The 15,648-nt window shown below is 61.5% G+C and carries 12 protein-coding genes; 8 read left to right on the top strand and 4 right to left on the bottom strand.

The annotated features are described in order from the left end of the window. Window positions 1-282 precede the first annotated feature (282 nt). Complete coding sequence (gene sohB, locus AC5WNI_RS07755) at window positions 283-1,386, top strand: protease SohB (RefSeq protein ID WP_054556049.1); 1,104 nt, start codon at window positions 283-285, stop codon at window positions 1,384-1,386. Window positions 1,387-1,553: 167 nt separating this feature from the next. Here the strand turns inward: sohB and AC5WNI_RS07760 are convergent, their stop codons facing one another. Further along, on the bottom strand, window positions 1,554-1,868 hold the full coding sequence (locus AC5WNI_RS07760) for an ArsR/SmtB family transcription factor (RefSeq protein WP_054556050.1): 315 nt from the start codon (window positions 1,866-1,868) through the stop codon (window positions 1,554-1,556). A gap of 567 nt (window positions 1,869-2,435) precedes the next feature. Here AC5WNI_RS07760 and AC5WNI_RS07765 point away from each other — a divergent pair. After that, window positions 2,436-4,406: an acetate--CoA ligase gene (locus AC5WNI_RS07765; protein ID WP_495929045.1), complete on the top strand. Its 1,971-nt coding sequence runs from the start codon at window positions 2,436-2,438 to the stop codon at window positions 4,404-4,406. A 127-nt stretch (window positions 4,407-4,533) separates the two neighbouring features. Here AC5WNI_RS07765 and AC5WNI_RS07770 read toward each other — a convergent pair whose 3' ends face one another. Next, a complete protein-coding gene (locus tag AC5WNI_RS07770; protein ID WP_495929047.1) occupies window positions 4,534-6,135 on the bottom strand; it encodes a Na+/H+ antiporter NhaC family protein in 1,602 nt (533 codons plus the stop codon). Window positions 6,136-6,642: 507 nt separating this feature from the next. Between AC5WNI_RS07770 and AC5WNI_RS07775 the strand changes: the two genes are divergently transcribed. The 3 genes from AC5WNI_RS07775 to AC5WNI_RS07785 all read left to right on the top strand — a co-directional run bounded on the left by AC5WNI_RS07775 (window position 6,643) and on the right by AC5WNI_RS07785 (window position 10,226). Then, a complete protein-coding gene (locus AC5WNI_RS07775; protein ID WP_175088694.1) occupies window positions 6,643-8,094 on the top strand; it encodes an alanine/glycine:cation symporter family protein in 1,452 nt (483 codons plus the stop codon). Between the two features lie 364 nt (window positions 8,095-8,458). Next, the gene (locus AC5WNI_RS07780; RefSeq protein WP_495929178.1) at window positions 8,459-9,124 is read left to right on the top strand and encodes a 7-cyano-7-deazaguanine/7-aminomethyl-7-deazaguanine transporter; all 666 of its coding nucleotides are present in this window, start codon (window positions 8,459-8,461) and stop codon (window positions 9,122-9,124) included. Between the two features lie 103 nt (window positions 9,125-9,227). Continuing rightward, window positions 9,228-10,226 carry a ParA family protein gene (locus AC5WNI_RS07785; RefSeq protein ID WP_495929049.1) on the top strand — a complete coding sequence of 333 codons (999 nt, stop codon included), beginning with the start codon at window positions 9,228-9,230 and terminating at the stop codon, window positions 10,224-10,226. Between the two features lie 145 nt (window positions 10,227-10,371). Here AC5WNI_RS07785 and AC5WNI_RS07790 read toward each other — a convergent pair whose 3' ends face one another. Further along, window positions 10,372-11,196, bottom strand: coding sequence for an inositol monophosphatase family protein (locus tag AC5WNI_RS07790; RefSeq protein WP_043332713.1), 825 nt, complete (start codon window positions 11,194-11,196; stop codon window positions 10,372-10,374). A gap of 477 nt (window positions 11,197-11,673) precedes the next feature. On the opposite strand from AC5WNI_RS07790, the gene AC5WNI_RS07795 reads away from it, so the two are divergent. Together AC5WNI_RS07795 and AC5WNI_RS07800 are read left to right on the top strand one after the other, a co-directional pair. After that, window positions 11,674-12,957: a pyridoxal-phosphate-dependent aminotransferase family protein gene (locus tag AC5WNI_RS07795; protein WP_495929051.1), complete on the top strand. Its 1,284-nt coding sequence runs from the start codon at window positions 11,674-11,676 to the stop codon at window positions 12,955-12,957. Continuing rightward, window positions 12,954-14,291, top strand: coding sequence for an allantoate amidohydrolase (locus AC5WNI_RS07800; protein WP_495929053.1), 1,338 nt, complete (start codon window positions 12,954-12,956; stop codon window positions 14,289-14,291). The genes AC5WNI_RS07795 and AC5WNI_RS07800 overlap by 4 nt, the downstream gene beginning before the upstream one ends. A 50-nt stretch (window positions 14,292-14,341) precedes the next feature. On the opposite strand, the gene uraD is transcribed toward AC5WNI_RS07800, so the two are convergent. Continuing rightward, complete coding sequence (gene uraD, locus AC5WNI_RS07805) at window positions 14,342-14,875, bottom strand: 2-oxo-4-hydroxy-4-carboxy-5-ureidoimidazoline decarboxylase (RefSeq protein WP_054556056.1); 534 nt, start codon at window positions 14,873-14,875, stop codon at window positions 14,342-14,344. 410 nt (window positions 14,876-15,285) lie between these two features. On the opposite strand from uraD, the gene uraH reads away from it, so the two are divergent. Further along, complete coding sequence (uraH, locus tag AC5WNI_RS07810) at window positions 15,286-15,639, top strand: hydroxyisourate hydrolase (RefSeq protein ID WP_495929055.1); 354 nt, start codon at window positions 15,286-15,288, stop codon at window positions 15,637-15,639. Window positions 15,640-15,648: the final 9 nt, after the last annotated feature.

A 15,648-nucleotide genomic window follows, 5' to 3' on the forward strand; every position in this document is an offset into this window, starting at 1 on the left:
GTCACCTGGAGAACCCGCACAGGCGGTACGTCAGTCCCATGACAATATGAGCAGTGTGAAATCTGCCCAGGTGCCTGCCAGCCTTGCAGGCGGGCAAGCTTGCCCCCATATCGAGTACCATCCCGCACCGGCCCTTTAGCCGGTGATTTCGTTATGGGGTCCTGGTCGTGTGGCAGATGTCTTGACCTTCTGCCTGACAGCCATGCACTCGAGAGCGAGCGTTCGTCGCTCACGTGCAGGCGAGAGATCAGACACCTTCTTCAATGTTTCAGGAGCAAGTGCATGCAATGGATTTCACAGTACGGCCTCTTTCTGGCCCAGGCGATCACCGTAGTGGTCGCGATCGCGGCCATCGTGCTCATCATTGCACGTGCACGACAGGGGGAAGCGGGGGAGCGCCAGGCCAAGCTTAAGATTCGCCCCTGGCATGAGCGCATCAAGGGCTATCAACGCGAATTGAGCCACGCTGGCCTTGAAGAGGCCGAGTACGCCGCCAAGGAGAAGGCGCGGGCCAAGAAGCACAAGCAGGAAGCCAAGGCGCTCAAGAAATCGCTCAAGGCCAAGGCGAAAGCCAACAAGGGCGGCAATGCGGACAAGGACGATGCGCCGGCCAGTACGCGTGGGCGTCGGGTCTTCGTGCTCGACTTCGTCGGCGACATCAAGGCCAGCGGTGTGGAAAGCCTGGCGGAGCAGATCACGGCGCTGGAAGGCGTGCTGGGTGAGCAGGATGAGGTCGTGCTGCGACTGGAGTCCGGTGGTGGCCTGGTGCATGCCTATGGCCTGGCCGCGGCACAGCTTGACCGTCTGCGTGCCAGTGGCGCGCGCCTGACGATCACGGTCGACAAGGTCGCGGCCAGTGGCGGCTACATGATGGCCTGTGCGGCGGACCACGTGGTGGCAGCGCCCTTTGCGGTCATCGGCTCGATCGGTGTCGTGGCTCAGGTGCCCAATGTGCACCGTCTGCTCAAGAAGCATGATGTGGATGTCGAGATTCTGACGGCGGGGCGTTACAAGCGCACCTTGACCATGCTCGGCGAAAACAGTGAAGAAGGGCGTGAGAAGTTCCTGTCGGACCTGGCGCGCACCCATGAACTGTTCAAGCAGCATGTCGGCAGCCGTCGTCCGCAATTGGACGTCGAGGCAGTGTCCCAGGGCGATATCTGGTATGGCAGTGAAGCCATCGATATCGGTCTGATCGACGAGGTCGGTACCAGTCAGGCGTTGCTGGCACGCTATCTGAAGGAAGAGGTCAAGATCTTCGAGGTGAGTCTCGAGAAGCCGCGCCGCGTGATGGACCGTTTCGGCAAGGGCGTGACATCGAGTCTGGATCGTGTGCTGGACCGCGTGCTGGAGCGCAATGCGGAGTCGCGCTGGCATCAGCAATAAGCGACAGATTGCCGTCGCGGGCGAAGAGAAGAGGCTTGGAAGGCCATTCCGTGGCCTGCCCGATCTTGTTGGAGTCGGCGAGTGATACAGATGTATAGCGGGTCACGATCAGCGTGACTCAGCGACATTCCCCTCAAAGGGCGTCAGTCACCGGCTGGCGCCCTTTTTCAGTTATAGAGATCCTGCAGGGCACGAATGACACCTGCGGCGTTGGGGCCTTGCAGCGAATAGTAGATGGTCTGCGAAGCGCGGCGCGTACGCACCATGCCTTCACGACGCAGAATCGCCAGATGCTGCGACAGCGCGGACTGCGACAGTTCCAGGCGCGAGTTGAGCTCGCTCACCGACATTTCGCTGTCGCTGAGCAGGCACAGGATGCGCAGACGATTCTCGTTGCCCATCGCCTTGAGCAGGGCAGTGGCTTCTTCGATGACGCGGTCACCGGCCTGGTGCAGGGTGATGGCATCGCTGGACACTGGCATGGGGTTATTCCTTGCAGCTGTAGAAAGTGTTGCGTTCATGCGGTCTCTCCCGGTCGGTCTATCTTGGTGCATCCCGAGGGACGCAATGGGCCATTGGCATGTTGTTATGACCTAACCTTGTTTTAGTGAATGATCAATAACTCCGCGTGCTACGTCCAAGACAATCTTAAACGATAAATCATCGACTTTGTCGTTCTCAGGCTTTGACTTTTTGTCGCATCTGCTGTGAGACCGCGTTCAAGCGTATGTTTTATTGCGCGAATGACGCCTTTCACGCTGTCAGCTCGTCTGCGACCAAGGATTGAGTATAAGACCATCAGACGCTGAAAACGGTGAGCCGAGCACGTTTGAAGGGCGATTTTTGGCCTAAGGTTTCAACGTAACTATCGGTTAAGGCATCTCTGTCCTGCCTGTCCTTCCTCCATCGTCGTCTGTCGCATCGCCGTTGGCGAGCGACGTCAATGACGACATGAAAAGAGGTCCGGTCAACGGGCCCCGGAGACAAGGCCTTGCGTCAGGACTGGCAAGAGATGCCCACAAAGCCATTCGTGGATCACGAGGTACGCCATGCCCGACGCCAATCACTCCTGTGCACGCGAGCGTTATCTAGCTCTGACGGCGAGAGCCAACGAGACGCCAGAAGACTTCTGGGCTGAGCAGGCGCAACGCATCGCCTGGTTTCGCCCGCCGCAGACCATTCTGGCCTGGGATGAGCAACAGCATGCACGCTGGTTCATCGATGGCGAGATGAACATCTGCCATGCCGCGCTGGATCATCATGTCGCCAATGGGCGCGCGGATCAGGTCGCGTTGTACTGGGATTCGCCGGTCACGCAGAGCAAGCGGCAGTACACGTATCGTGAGCTGCGTGATGAGGTGGCCCTGCTGGCGGGGGCGCTGCGCAATCTCGGGGTGGAGAAGGGCGACCGTGTCGTGCTCTACATGCCGATGGTCGCCGAGGCCATGATGGCGATGCTGGCCTGTGCACGTCTCGGGGCGGTGCACTCAGTGGTCTTCGGCGGCTTTTCCCCCAAGGAGCTGGCGGTACGCATCGATGACGCCGCGCCCAAGGTGATCATGGCGGCGTCCTGCGGGGTGGAAGTCGATCGCATCATTCCCTACAAGCCCTGGCTGGATGAAGCCATCGAGCTTGCCGAGCATACACCGCAAGCCTGTCTGATCCTGCAGCGTGAACAGCAGCGGGCGACACTCGGGCCGCGTGATCATGACTGGCATGAATGTCTGGCCAGCGCCCAGGCCACCGAAGCAGTCAGCATGCTGGGCAGCGAACCTCTCTATGTCCTCTATACCTCCGGCACCACCGGCAAGCCCAAGGGAGTGGTGCGTGATCACGCCGGTTACGCCGTGGCGCTGCATTATTCAATGGAGCTTCTCTATGCGACCCGCCCCGGGGATACCTTCATGGCGGCCTCGGACATCGGCTGGGTCGTCGGCCACTCCTATATCGTCTATGGCCCGCTGCTGATGGGAGCCAGTACCGTCATGTATGAAGGCAAGCCGGTCAAGACCCCGGATGCCGGAGCCTTCTGGCGCTTGATCGAGGAATACCGCATCAACTGCTTTTTCACTGCGCCGACGGCATTTCGCGCCATGAAGAAGGAAGATCCGGAAGCCAGTCATATGGCCGATTACGACCTTTCCAGCCTGCGCAGTCTGTTCCTGGCCGGAGAACGACTGGACCCGCCGACCTATCACTGGCTCGCCGATCTCCTGCCGGTGCCGGTCGTCGATCACTGGTGGCAGACCGAAACCGGCTGGCCCATCGCCGGCAACCTGCTGGGCCTCGACATGTTCACCGAAGGCAGCCACGAGGTGAAGGCGCCGGTCGAGGCGCGTGCCGGTAGCGCCACCTGGCCGTTGCCGGGCTTCAATGTGCTGATTCTCGATGGCATGGGAGATGAGGTGCCCGCGGGAGAGCAGGGCAATGTCGTGTTGCGTCAGCCGTTGCCGCCGGGCTGCCTGACCGGACTCTATCAGGACCCCGGACGCTTCCATTCTGCCTATCTTGCTGCCTACCCCGGCTATTACCTGTCCGGTGATGGCGGCTACTTCGATGAGCAGGGCTATCTGTTCGTGATGGGACGCATTGATGATGTCATCAACGTGGCGGGGCACCGTCTGTCGACGGGTGAGATGGAGCAGGTGCTCGGTGCACACGCCGCGATCGCGGAATGCGCGGTGATCGGCATCGAGGATTCGCTCAAGGGCGAGATGCCGTTGGGGCTGGTGATTCTCAAGGATGGCTGGCAGGGGGATGAAGCCAGCCTGTGCGCCGAGCTTGCCCAGCGGATACGCCAGGAAATCGGGGCCTTTGCCTCGCTCAAGGAGGTGCTGATCGTCGAGCGCCTGCCCAAGACGCGCTCCGGCAAGATACTGCGCAAGATGATCCGTCAGATCGCCGCGGGCGAGCAATACCAGGTGCCCTCGACGATAGATGACCCCTCAAGCCTGGAAGATGTGCGTGAGGCGCTGAGCGAGGCCGGCGTCGGTCAGGCGAGTGAGGCACGCAGCGCATGAGCCGGAGAGCTGAACCGATGCAGTGATATCGCGGACGCATGACGCGGTCCGTGCTGCTCCCACAAGGCAAAAGCCCCCGCCATGAGACATGGCGGGGGCTTTTTTCAGCAAGGCAGCATTTATTGCATCACGTGCGTGCCACGACCGGATCGGCCATCTCGCGGCGTGCAAGCCATGCAATGCTGATGACCAGCAGACCCGCCAGGCTCAACCAGCCGAACAGGGTGCTGTCGGTCACGCCCATCACCAGGTAGGCGATCAGCGAGATCGCGGCACCCAGCAGGGCGTAGGGCAACTGGGTGATCACGTGATCGATATGGTGGCAGCTGGCACCCGTCGAGGACAGGATGGTGGTGTCGGAAATCGGCGAGCAGTGATCCCCGAACACGGAGCCGGCCAGCACCGCCCCCATCATCGGCAGCATCATGGCGAGCTCGGTGGCGGCCGCCATGTCACCGGCAATGGGCAGCATGATGCCGAAGGTGCCCCAGCTGGTGCCGGTGGCAAAGGCCATCAGGCCGGAGAGCACGAACAGCAGCATCGGCAGCCAGGTCGGAGACACGACGCCCTCGACCAGTGTGGCGAGGTACTGACCGGTCCCCAGAGAGCCGATGATGCCGGTCAGCAACCAGGCGAAGACGAGGATATAGACGGCAGGCAGCATGGAACTGGCGCCCTGGGCGATGGCGCTGAGACTGCGACCAGCGCCCATACGATGCCGAAGCAGCATCGCTACCGCAGCCAGCAGACCGATGGCGCCGCCGATGATCAGCGATTTGGCGACATCCGTCAGTTCAAAGGCGCGAATCAGGCCGAAGGCCTCACCCTCGGCGGCCAGTGCGCTGGCGCCGGTCTGCACGATCATGAAGAAGGTTGCGATGACCAGCACGATGATCGGGATCAGCAGGTCCATCGGGCGGCCACGCTCGGACTCTTCCACGTGGGTGTTGCCCGGCGGATTGCCGCGCTTGGCATCGAAAAGCTCACCGTCGCGCGCCGCGATGGCATGACGACGCATGGCACCGAAGTTGATGTCGAACCAGGCGGAGGCGATCACCAGCACCAGCGCCGCAATCGCGTAGTAGTTGAAGGCGGATAGCTCAAGGAAGGCACCGAACGGGCTGACATCCGTGATGTGGTGGGTCGCCAGAATACCGGCGATCAGGCTGATGATGTAGGCACCCCAGCTGGAGATCGGCGTCAGCACGCAGACGGGAGCAGCGGTGGAGTCGATAAGATAGGCCAGGCGCGCGCGCGATAGCCCCTGACGATCGGTCAGTGGACGACAGATGTTGCCCACGGCCAGGCTATTGAAATAATCATCGATGAAGATGAATACCCCCAGCAGCACGGTCATCAGCTGCGAGCCGCGGCGGGTAGTGACTCGCGCCCGCGCCCAGTTGCCGAAGGCTCGGGTGCCGCCTGCCAGCGTGATCACGCCGACCATGGCACCCAAGGCCAGCAGGAACAGCAGAATATAGACATTCCAGCTGTTGAGGCTGGCATCGGCAAGCTGACCGCTGTCCGGCATCTCGATGAAGACGGCAATCAGCTGCTGCCAGAGATAGTGGAGCGTGACGAGCGGCGAGAAATCATTCAGCAGCAGGGCGCCTGACACGATACCCAGCCCGAGGGAGAGCATGACACGACGTGTCAGTATTGCGAGACCGATGGCTATGATCGGGGCGAGCAGCGAAAGCGGGGACGCCGCGTAGCTGGTCAGTTCCATGTATCACCTGTAATCAAAGGCAGGCGCCGGGACAAAGCGCGCTACCGGGTGCCGTGATGGCGGTTATGGTGCGTGGGTGTCAGGGAGTTGCACCGCCTGATCGCAGCGCACACTCACGGGATCGCCGTTGCGCAACGGCAATCGATGAGTCGCGAGCATGCGCCCGACAAGTCCTGGGCCGCCACTGGCAGGCGGCGACTTCCGGAAGGGGGCGCATTATGCCCGAGCCAAACAAGACGTGAAACATTACCGTGTTCATCTAAAGTCTAGGTTTCAGTGAAAAACACCGCCATTACGCTATTTCTCCCCTAGAATCCGGGCGTAGAAGACCACTTTACAGTGGGCTCTTCTTGCTTATCCCCGTGGGATATGAAGAATGGCGCTCACCAAAACATGTCGAGCAACCTGATCGTAGTGGTTGCTCGCTGTCAGTCGCAGGAAAGTCATGGGCTTTCCGGTGCCCTGGCAGCGTCGACAAGACCAAAAACCCGCCAAAGCGAGACCGACATGTCGGAAACAACGTCCATCATTCCAGCGCCGATTCTGGCGCTGATCGATGCAGGCAATGGCCTGCTGTGGGGCAGTGTATTGATTTACCTGCTCATCGGAGCGGGTCTCTTCTTCACGGTCATGACCAAGGGTATCCAGTTCCGTTATTTCGGACACATGTGGAAGCTGCTGGCCACGTCTCGTCAGGGCAGTGAAGGCGGCATCTCTTCCTTCCAGGCGCTGGCCACTTCTCTGGCGGCGCGCGTCGGTACCGGTAACCTCGCCGGTGTCGCCGTGGCGATTTCACTGGGTGGCCCGGGCGCCATCTTCTGGATGTGGATGACGGCGCTGGTTGGCATGTCCACCAGCTTCATCGAGTCCACCCTGGCGCAGGCCTACAAGGTCTCGCATGAAGACAATACCTTCCGTGGTGGCCCGGCCTATTACATCGAGAAGGGCCTCGGTCAGCGCTGGATGGCCATCCTGTTCTCAGTGTGTCTGATCATCGCCTTCGGTCTGGCCTTCAACTCCGTGCAGTCCAACTCCATTGCGCTGGCCATGGAGCAGGCCTTCAGCGTGCCGCCGTGGATCATGGGCGTGGTGCTGGTCGTGGTCATGGTGCCGATCATCTTCGGTGGCATGAAGCGCATCACGCGTACCGCTGAGCTGATCGTGCCGATCATGGCACTGCTCTATCTGCTGCTGGCCATCTTCGTCGTGGCCATCAACATCACCGAGCTGCCGGCGGCGCTGGGCACCATCTTCCGCAGTGCCTTCGGTCTTGAGCAGGCCGCAGGTGGCGCGCTGGGTTACACCATCGCCCAGGCGATGATGAATGGCATCAAGCGGGGTCTGTTCTCCAACGAAGCAGGCATGGGTTCCGCCCCGAATGCCGCCGCGATGGCGACCACCAAGCACCCGGCCTCCCAGGGCTTCGTCCAGATGCTCGGCGTGTTCATCGACACCCTGGTCATCTGCACCGCGACCGCGGCCATCATCATCATGAGTGGCACCCTGGGCAACGATGGCGGCAATGACGGCATCCAGATCACTCAGGCGGCGCTGTCCTCACAGGTCGGTAGCTGGGGTGGCGGCTTCGTGGCGATCGCCATTCTGCTGTTCGCCTTCACCTCCCTGGTGGCGAACTACTCCTATGGCGAGTCCAACATCGAGTACATTTCCGGCAAGAAGAACGCCAAGGCCGTCATCATGGTCTACCGCTTCGCTGTTCTCGGCATGGTCATGCTCGGTGCTGTCGCCAGCCTGAAGAACATCTGGAACTTCGCTGATCTGTCGATGGGCGCGATGGCCTTGATCAACCTGATCGCCATCCTGCTGCTGTCGCCGCTGGCCTTCCGTATCTTCAAGGATTACGACCGTCAGCATAAGGCCGGCAAGGAGCCGACCTTTGATCCGGAGCAGTTCCCGGAGCTCAAGGGCAAGGTCGATGCCAGCATCTGGAAGAAGTGACTCTGGCACTCGCTTTCATTGCATGAATTTCATTGCAACACTGTCTTTGCAGCATAAGGGCCGCCTAGGGAGACTGATGGCCTGACCATCTGGCCAGATTTTCCCCGCAGGTACCTGTCAATGGCCGCGCATCGTGATACGATGCGCGGCCATTTTGTGTTCTGGCGATGTGCAAGCCTTGCTGTGACTGTCAGTGAAGCATGCCGGTTGCGCCATGCCTGCGGCGCTCGATCGCTACGACATGGCGTCAGGCCGATGTCAGGCCATGGCTGCTGATGTCAGCATCGACGACGCAAACATCAACACGCTCGTGACAGGGTTCCCTCACCCCTGGACGACGGCTTTGATCCAAAAAGGACCTGCAATGCTACTCCTCTCGTCAGCCCAGACGCAGCGCGCACTCGTCGCACTGTCCCTGTTTCACATCCTCATCATCACCGCCAGCAATTACCTGGTGCAGTTGCCGATGACCCTGTTCGGCTTCCATACCACCTGGGGCGCCTTCAGTTTCCCGTTCATCTTCCTGGCAACGGATCTGACGGTGCGTCTGTTCGGCAAGTATCAGGCGCGGCGCATCATTGCGGTGGTCATGCTGCCGGCGCTGTTGGTCAGCTATATGGTGTCGGTGATGTTCCAGGCGGGCAGCTTTGCCGGGGTAGAGGCATTGGCGGACTTCAACCTGTTCGTGGCCCGTATCGCGCTGGCAAGCTTCATTGCCTACGTGATCGGTCAATTGCTCGACATTCAGGTGTTCGATCGACTGCGCCGCAATGCCCACTGGTGGATCGCACCGTTGGCGTCGACATTGTTCGGCAATCTCGCTGACACCTTTGCCTTCTTCTCGGTAGCGTTCCGCAATGGGCCTGATGCTTTCATGGCGGCTCACTGGATCGAGATCGCCTGGGTGGATTACGCGATCAAGTTGGCCATCTCGATCTTGCTGTTCCTGCCGATGTACGGATTGTTGCTCAACCGCCTCACGAACCAGTTGATCAAGCGCGGCCTGGTCGATGAGCGAGAGCCTGTTTGACATAAAACGGTCATATCATTTTCTCCCGTTTCGCCGTGGTCAGTCAGGGACATGGCACTGGATTGTGCTAACGTTGCACAAACTGGAATGACGGGAGGGAGCCATGAAAATCGCTGCGGTGTACAGCATCAAAGGGGGCGTGGGCAAGACTGCTTCTGCCATCAATCTGGCGCATTGTGCCGCCAACAGTGGCCTGCGTGTGTTGCTGTGGGATCTTGATCCGCAGGCCGCTGCGACCTTTTATGTGCGTACCAAGCCCAAGCTGAAGGGTGGGGTCGAAAAACTGATCAGCGGCAAGCAGGACATGTCCCGCGTCATTCGTTCCACGGATTATCAGAACTTGGATGTCCTGCCGGCGGAATTTTCCTACCGCAATCTCGACCACATTCTCGAGGAAGAGAAGCGAACCCGACTGCGCAAGGTCCTAAAGCCGGTTCGCGATGACTACGACCTTGTCATCCTCGATTGTCCGCCGAGCATTTCCAGTCTTTCCGAGCAGGTCTTCGCCTCTGCCGATACCCTGCTGGTGCCGCTCATTCCCACGGTCCTGTCGTTGCGTACCCTGGAGCAACTGAACGCCTATCTGGCCGAAATCGATCTCGATGTGCCTGTCTGGCCGTTCTTCACTCTGGTGGATCGCCGCAAGACATTGCACAAGGGTGTGATGGAATCGCTCAAGCAGGATTATCCGTTGCAACTCAGTGGCTATATCCCGTATTCCAGCGTGGTCGAGCGTATGGGAATCGAGCGCAAACCCATCGGGACTTTCTCGCGCAACAGCTCACCAGCGGTCAGCTATCGCAGCCTGTGGCAGGAAATCGGCCAACGCCTGAGCCTGCTCAAGGAGCCGACGGTGTCGCCAGCCGCCGCCAAGGCTGCTGAGGCTGAATCAACTGCCACCGCGCCTCAAGGTGCTGCCAACGGCAAGGCCAGCGCCAAAGGGGAGGCGGCCAGCAAGCCAGCCGCCAAGCCTGCCAGCAAGAAAGCGGGCGGCGCTGACAAGAAACCGGCGAGCAAGCCTTCCGCCAGTAAAGACTCCCGCAAGGCCTCCAGCAAGTCGGCCGCCAAGGGCAAGAAGAAGGGCGGTAACTTGGGCGATTGATGCCGAGTGTCAGCCAGCCAGAAACACAGAGCCCCGCCAATTGGCGGGGCTCTTGCGTATTGCAGCGGCAGTCTGTCATTGAAGTCACGTCATGAAAGTCATGTCATCACAGTCGCGTCACTACAGTCTTTGACGAAGCACTTCGCTACAGCCCCGGCAGCCCTGAACTGGCATCGGCCTCTTCCAACAGACGCTTGAGCGGAGCATGCAAGGCTGGTGAGGCCACCACGATATTCTCGCCATAAAGCTCATCGGGAATGCCGTCCGGACAGCGATACAGGTGCCCCGTGCGTGCGCCGGCTTCACGCGCGATCAGAAGGCCCGCCGCAAAGTCCCAGGGGGAGACGCTTTCGTAATAGGCATCCAGGCGTCCACACGCCACATCACAGAGATCCAGCGCGGCACTGCCGTTGCGGCGCACGTCCTGGCAGACCAGCAGCATGGCCGAGAGGCGCTTGAGCAGCGGCGGACGGCTGTCACGGTTGTAGGGGAAGCCGGTCGCGACCAGTGCGCGGCTCATTTCATCGGTCTCACTGACTGAAATGCTCTCGCCGTTGAGCCAGGCCCCCTTGCCGCGGATGGCGGTGAAGGTCTCGCCAAGGAAGGGCGCATGCACGACCCCCATCTGGATCTTGCCGCGCTCGCACCAGGCGATGGACACGGCGACATGGCGCAGGCCATGGGCAAAATTGACGGTACCGTCGATGGGGTCGATCACCCACAGGCCACCCTTGGTACCGATCACGTCCCGCTCGGGCGACAGCTCTTCGGTAAGGCGCGCATCCTCGGGAAATTCGGCTTCGAGCGCTTCCGCCAGGAAGGTATCGATCGCCACGTCGATGTCGGTGACCAGCTCATCGCCTTTCTTGTAATGGTGCGCGAAACCCTGTTCCTCGCGCGCTTGCACCATGCGTTCACCAGCCTGTCTGGCCAGTTCCGTTGCTCGTTCCAGGCGTTGTTCCAGCGTCATGTAGCTCTCCGGCAGCGATGATCAGGTCGGATGAGGCAACCCTCACTCATCCGATGTCTCCTTGTATAACAGACTCATGTGGCGAGTTCAGCCTCGGGCAGTGGGCCGGCGCATGAAACAGATAATGAAAGCGTCGATTCATCTCATTCATGCCCCGTCATGGTGCCTGGCAGGCAAGGCATGCACTGTCAGAGCGATACTGGGCAGTGTGGTCAGCAAGATTATAGCGTTATCTTGGAGCCATGCCGTCTTTTGCCGAGGTGCCTTTCTGTCACTCGGTTATCAGGTTGCCTGGTTGCCTTTTGCCCCTCGATGCCCACGCCATGACAGGGAGGTGGCGCCCGTCAAATACACCGGCAATTCAACATTTGTTTCATTTCTGAAATTCTGGCGCACTTGTTGCAGTGGTCTGGGCATGAGGCTCGGCGAGTTGGCGAGTCTTTCCGCATTCCATGCCCTGCTGCACGAGGAGCGACCGTGAGCTCGACCTTTGACCAGATTCATCCTCCCAAACGCCTGCTGATGGGCCCCGGTCCGATCAATGCGGACCCGCGTGTATTGCGAGCGCTTTCCGCTCCCTTGATCGGCCAGTACGACCCGGCGATGACGCACTACATGAACGAGACGATGCAGCTCTATCGCGGCGTCTTCGAGACCACCAATGATGCCACCCTGTTGATCGATGGCACCTCGCGTGCCGGTATCGAGGCGGTGCTGGTCTCGTTGATCCAGCCAGGGGAGCGTGTGCTGGTGCCGATCTTCGGCCGCTTCGGTCATCTGCTGCGCGAGATCGCCGAGCGCTGCGGTGCCGAGGTGCATACGCTGGAATGCGAGTGGGGGCAAGTGTTCCGCCCGGAGCAGATCGAAGCCGCCATTCGCGAGGTCAAACCCAGCGTGCTGGCTATGGTGCAGGGCGATACCTCGACCACCATGTGCCAACCCCTCGAGGAGATCGGCGCCATCTGTCGCCGCGAAGGCGTGCTGTTCTACAGCGATGCCACGGCCTCGCTGGCGGGCAATCCGCTCAAGACGGACGATTGGGGGCTGGACGCCGTCACCGCCGGCTTGCAGAAATGCCTCGCCGGTCCGTCAGGCAGTTCGCCGTTGACGTTGTCGCCGCGTGCGGTGGAGGTGGTGCATTCGCGTCGCCATGTCGAGGCCGGCATCAGCAGCGGGGCGGACCGGCTGGCGGAGCCGGGCGCACGCATTCGCTCCAACTATTTCGATCTCTCCATGGTGCTCGATTACTGGGGTGAGCTGCGCCTCAATCACCACACCGAAGCCACCAGCATGCTGTATGGCGCACGTGAGTGTGCGCGCCTGCTGGTCAATGAGGGCATGGACAACGCCATCGCGCGCCATGCGTTGCATGGCCAGGCGATGGTCGAGGGCTTGAAGGGGCTGGGGCTCGCGCTGTTCGGCGACCAGGCCCACCGCATGAACAACGTCAGCGCGGTGATGATTCCCGACGGCCTGGATGGCGATGGCCTGCGCCGCAGCATGCTGGAGGACTTCGGCATCGAGATCGGCACCAGTTTCGGCCCGCTGCATGGCAAGGTCTGGCGTCTCGGCGTGATGGGCTACAACGCGCGTCGCGATACCGTGCTGACCACGCTGGCGGCGCTGGAGCAGACCCTGCGCCGTGGTGGCGTCAAGACTCTGCCCGGCGGTGGCGTCGGCGCCGCGCTGGACTTCTATCAGGAGCATCAGGGTCAGGCGGCCAATGGTCATGTCAATCCCAACACGGGAGGCCAGCCATGAACGATGCAGGATCCATGAGGGCAGACGCCATCGCGCCGCTGGAAACGGCCGCCGATGTGCTGACCGCCTGCGACACACTGGCGGCGATCTCACGCAGCGAAAGCGGGATAGACCGCCGCTATCTGACGCCGGAACACGCCGCCGCCAACGCCACCACGGCTGGCTGGCTCAAGGCCGCCGGTCTGCGCAGCTGGCAGGATGGCGCCGGCAATCTCTGGGGCCGCTGGTGTCCACCCGCTCTCACCGCTGCCGCTGACAGCGAAGCCGGCGTGCCGCGTCTGGTGATCGGCTCGCATCTGGACAGCGTGCCGGACGCCGGCCGTTATGACGGCATTCTTGGTGTCCTGCTCGGGGTGGCCGCCTTGACGCATTTCAGGCAGCGTGTCGATGCGGGCGAGCAGAGCTTGCCCTTCGCGCTGGAAGTGGTCGGTTTCGGTGATGAAGAGGGTACCCGCTTCGGTGCGACCCTGCTCGGCAGCCATGCCATCGCCGGACGCTGGCAGTCGGATTGGGAGCGGATAGAGGATGAGGACGGCATCACGCTTGGTGACGCGCTCGAACGCTTCGGGCTTTCCGGGCAGGCGGCCGCCGGGGCCAGCCTGCAGGCTAATCCGCCGCTGGGCTATCTGGAAGTCCACATAGAGCAGGGCCCGGTGCTGGAAGCCGAGAATCTGGCGCTGGGCACCGTGACGGGGATCGCTGGTGCGCGACGCTTCGCGGTCAACTTCGTCGGCCAGGCGGGGCATGCCGGCACCACGCCGATGGCGCTGCGTCAGGATGCGCTGTGTGCGGCGGCGGAGTGGACACTGGCGGTGGAAGCCCTGGCGCGTGATGTCCAGGCGGGCAAGCGCGCTGACATGGCGGACCACTCGCTGGTCGCGACCGTGGGCTGTTGCGAGCTGCATCCCGGGGCGGTGAATGTCATCCCCGGGGGGGCAGCGCTGAGTCTGGATATCCGCGCGCTGGACGATGCGCAGCGGGACCGAGCGCTGGATGAACTCTTGAACGAGGCGCACCGAATCGCGGCGCGACGGGGCCTCACCTTCCACTGCGAGCAGACGCATGCGGCCGACGCCATGGCCTGTGACGAGGGATTGATGCAGGCCGTCGATGCCGGCATCGCCGTCACCGGTCAGGTGCCATTCCGGCTACCGAGTGGCGCCGGACATGACGCCATGGCGGTCAGCCATCTGTGTCCGGTGGGCATGCTGTTTCTGCGCTGCGAGCGCGGTATCAGCCACCACCCGCTGGAGGCGGTGACCGAAGACGATGTCGCCAAGGCCCTGGCGGCACTGATCGCCAGTATCGAGGCCGTGGCCGTCAGGTACGTGTAGGACAGCACGCGGTAGACAGAACCTATTAGCGGCCGCAGGGGCGCTGGTCACTAACTGGCCTCGAGCAGCCCCGGCAGGCGCACTGCGGCGATCGCATTTATCTGGGCCAATGCCTCCTGGTATTCCGCCTCGGTGGATTGCGGCAGACGGCGCTCCAGTTCCTCGAGAATGCTGGTGGCGCTGTGGCCCTTGACGCAGATGATGAACGGAATGCCGTGGCGGGCCTGGTAGTCGGCATTGGCCGTCAGGAAGCGTTCACGGGTGGCGTCATCGAGCTGATCCAGCCCTGCGCCACGCTGCTCGCCCTGCGAGGCGGGCGTCAGGGTCTCCAGCTTGCCGGCAGCCAGCTCAGGATGGGCCAGAATCAATTGGTGGCGCTCGACATCATTGGCCTGGCGTACCGCATTGGCACACGCCGTCAGCAGGACTTCCATGCTCGCGAACGGACGCTCTGCCGCGGCGCGTTCCACCACCCAGTCCGAGTGCTCATAGAGACCACTCAAGCGTCGTGCCAGCGCCTCGGGTGGCAGGGCGTTGAGCGTGTCCAGCATCACCAGGTAGTGCATCGGGGTCTCGATTGGCATGCGCCTTGCTCCAGAGAGGGGGATAGGTTTGAAAAGCTCACGGAATCATCAGCTTGCAAGGCGCATGCCGTCGCTGGCAACGCGTCTGACCAACGCTGTGTCACACGCTGCATCGCCATGCCAGCGGTTGACGACAAGGCTGTATTGCCACCGGCTTGCCTGACGGCGCCGAGCGGGATCCGCCATGGGGCGATACGGTCTGCACCTTGACCGATCGGTCAGGATGCAGCAATGCACTCATCGGGTGCAATACCACCAACCGCTGACGAAAGGACTGAACAGAGAGGCAAGAACACGCCAAGCCAGAAAAAAGAAACACGGTCTTCATTCGTACAGCTTTTATTCCTAGAGGGGCTGTTCATACAGGGCTAAGTCGTCCCGCCACATCCACACAAGAACAGGAAATCGCCATGCCCAGACTGACGACGCATGTGCTCAATCAGGCCGAAGGCATCGCTGCCAGCGGTGTGCATATCATCCTGGAGCGCCAGGATGCGCAGGGCCACTTTCACGAGATCGCGCAGGCCACGACCAATGCCGATGGGCGTCTCGATGCGCCGCTGCTTGAGGAAACCGACGCTTCCGCTGATCTCTCCGGCGTCTATCGTCTGACGTTTCAGGTGGGGGATTACTTTGCCAGCCGCGCGGTGGGCCAGGGCATGCTCGGCCGCGTGCCGGTCGAGTTCACCCTCGAGGCCAGCGGCCATTATCACATTCCGCTGCTGGTCACCCCGTGGGCCTACAGTGTCTACCGCGGCAGCTAAGGAGCCGGC

This window comes from Cobetia sp. PDI-12MA (genome assembly GCF_059507695.1).

Bases quoted from the DNA above. Each gene is read 5' to 3' on its own strand.
- AC5WNI_RS07785 (WP_495929049.1), top strand. From the start codon at position 9,228: ATGAAAATCGCTGCGGTGTACAGCATCAAAGGGGGCGTGGGCAAGACT.
- AC5WNI_RS07760 (WP_054556050.1), bottom strand. From the start codon at position 1,868: ATGCCAGTGTCCAGCGATGCCATCACCCTGCACCAGGCCGGTGACCGC.
- AC5WNI_RS07765 (WP_495929045.1), top strand. From the start codon at position 2,436: ATGCCCGACGCCAATCACTCCTGTGCACGCGAGCGTTATCTAGCTCTG.
- AC5WNI_RS07770 (WP_495929047.1), bottom strand. From the start codon at position 6,135: ATGGAACTGACCAGCTACGCGGCGTCCCCGCTTTCGCTGCTCGCCCCG.
- uraH (WP_495929055.1), top strand. From the start codon at position 15,286: ATGCCCAGACTGACGACGCATGTGCTCAATCAGGCCGAAGGCATCGCT.
- AC5WNI_RS07780 (WP_495929178.1), top strand. From the start codon at position 8,459: ATGCTACTCCTCTCGTCAGCCCAGACGCAGCGCGCACTCGTCGCACTG.
- sohB (WP_054556049.1), top strand. From the start codon at position 283: ATGCAATGGATTTCACAGTACGGCCTCTTTCTGGCCCAGGCGATCACC.
- AC5WNI_RS07800 (WP_495929053.1), top strand. From the start codon at position 12,954: ATGAACGATGCAGGATCCATGAGGGCAGACGCCATCGCGCCGCTGGAA.
- AC5WNI_RS07790 (WP_043332713.1), bottom strand. From the start codon at position 11,196: ATGACGCTGGAACAACGCCTGGAACGAGCAACGGAACTGGCCAGACAG.
- uraD (WP_054556056.1), bottom strand. From the start codon at position 14,875: ATGCCAATCGAGACCCCGATGCACTACCTGGTGATGCTGGACACGCTC.
- AC5WNI_RS07775 (WP_175088694.1), top strand. From the start codon at position 6,643: ATGTCGGAAACAACGTCCATCATTCCAGCGCCGATTCTGGCGCTGATC.